A 1523-nucleotide genomic window follows, 5' to 3' on the forward strand; every position below is an offset into this window, starting at 1 on the left:
TAGCTAATAAATGATTGGGGAGAAAGGCAAAAAACAGTTAACGGTTGGCCCTTAACCATTGGCGAAACTCCTTCAGGGCCGCCGTCTCTCCGATCGCCAAACTACGTTCAATTAGTAAAGGCACCTGTTCCAGGGATAGAAAAGGAAAGGTGGGACTATGGTTCACGGGCTCGTATTGCCTCGACTCTGGATTAAGAACAAATACAGCTAGGCGATCGCCGTCATAACGCCAAATTTCCGGTATGCCTAAATTGCTGTAGATGGGAAACTTATCCAAGGAGCCACTGGTAATATCAATTTCTAATATCAAATCGGGCGGCGGATCCACAGTTAGATCAATCTGTTGTTTGCTCCGCACCTGGGGTTCATTTGCTATGTAATAGCAGGAATCTGGTTCCACTCCCTGTTTAGTTCGGTCAATTCTTAAGGTTAATGAGCCAAACTTTTTAAGATTTAAACCTAGTTCATCGGCGATCGCTCGAATGAGGTCATCAATAAAGCGATTGTTGTTTTCGTGAACACCCAAAGGACTCATAATTTCTAGAATTCCACAGTCATAGGCAAATCTTTGACCTCGTTTTTCCCCTAATTCTTCTAGTAACTGATTGAACGTATTCCAACTAACTGGATTGAGCAAAATCAAATGCTCCGCTCTGGGCTTGGTTAAATTTTCTTGTTGACGAGCTTCTAGATCAACTGTCATCTCACTATCTCCCCCCAGGAATTCTATGCTTGTTAAAAAACAATCTTTTACCCTGATCCTACTCCGGGATGCTTGGTCTGAATAAATCCGAAGACTTAATTCACCGGCCAAAGATAGAGCAAAATAAACAAAATAATCCAAATAACATCGACAAAATGCCAAAACAAGGCGATCGCCGTCACCCCCTCATGGCCCTCATCAAAATTATGGGGCTGGAGAGAGCGCCAATACATATAAAGCAAAAGGCAAACCCCGGTAAAAACGTGCAGTCCGTGGAAACCAGTCAGCAAAAAGAAAGTTCCTCCCGCCGATCCCGCATCCAGGCCAAAGGGCATACCTGCCCACTCCGCCGCCTGACCAAAAAGAAAAACAATTCCTAGACTTATGGTGGCTAACCACAATAGGCGAAACAACTTCATTTCTCCCCGATGCAGGGCTTTTTCCGCCAAGATGATAGCCCCGCTACTGGTGACTAGCACCACGGTGTTAATGGCTCCCCTAGTCACATCTAAACCGTCTACCCCAGGGGGAAACCAGGGTTTATTGGTCAGCCGCAGAATGGTGTAGGTAACAAAAAAACTGAGAAATACCACACTTTCCGACATTAAAAAGACGGGAAAACCAAAGCCTAAATTATCCGGTTCCTGCTCTTCCGTTGGTTCGCCATGGGGGAGATGATTACCTGATTCCATAAAATTTCCTCGTATGCTTGCTCGGTTAACAGGGTCAACGCTGGAAAAGACCTACACTACGTCGTTACTTCGGTGGTCAAATCCACAGGGCGATCGTAGCCATAGGGTTCCACTGTAATGGTGGGAAT

2 protein-coding genes are annotated in these 1523 nt (G+C 45.4%); both read right to left on the reverse strand.

All coding sequences use genetic code 11. From position 1 onward, the window contains the following. Positions 1 to 37 precede the first annotated feature (37 nt). Positions 38 to 703: a Uma2 family endonuclease gene (locus IQ219_RS19545; protein WP_194073717.1), complete on the reverse strand. Its 666-nt coding sequence runs from the start codon at positions 701 to 703 to the stop codon at positions 38 to 40. 95 nt (positions 704 to 798) lie between these two features. Further along, positions 799 to 1395, reverse strand: coding sequence for a heme-copper oxidase subunit III (locus IQ219_RS19550; RefSeq protein ID WP_194073718.1), 597 nt, complete (start codon positions 1393 to 1395; stop codon positions 799 to 801). Positions 1396 to 1523: the final 128 nt, after the last annotated feature.

The sequence above is a fragment of the Synechocystis sp. LEGE 06083 genome (assembly GCF_015207725.1).
GTDB classification, from domain to species: domain Bacteria; phylum Cyanobacteriota; class Cyanobacteriia; order Cyanobacteriales; family Microcystaceae; genus Synechocystis; species Synechocystis salina.

Excerpts from the sequence above, each read along its gene's own strand:
- IQ219_RS19545 (WP_194073717.1), bottom strand. The coding sequence starts at position 703 with ATGACAGTTGATCTAGAAGCTCGTCAACAAGAAAATTTAACCAAGCCC.
- IQ219_RS19550 (WP_194073718.1), bottom strand. The coding sequence starts at position 1,395 with ATGGAATCAGGTAATCATCTCCCCCATGGCGAACCAACGGAAGAGCAG.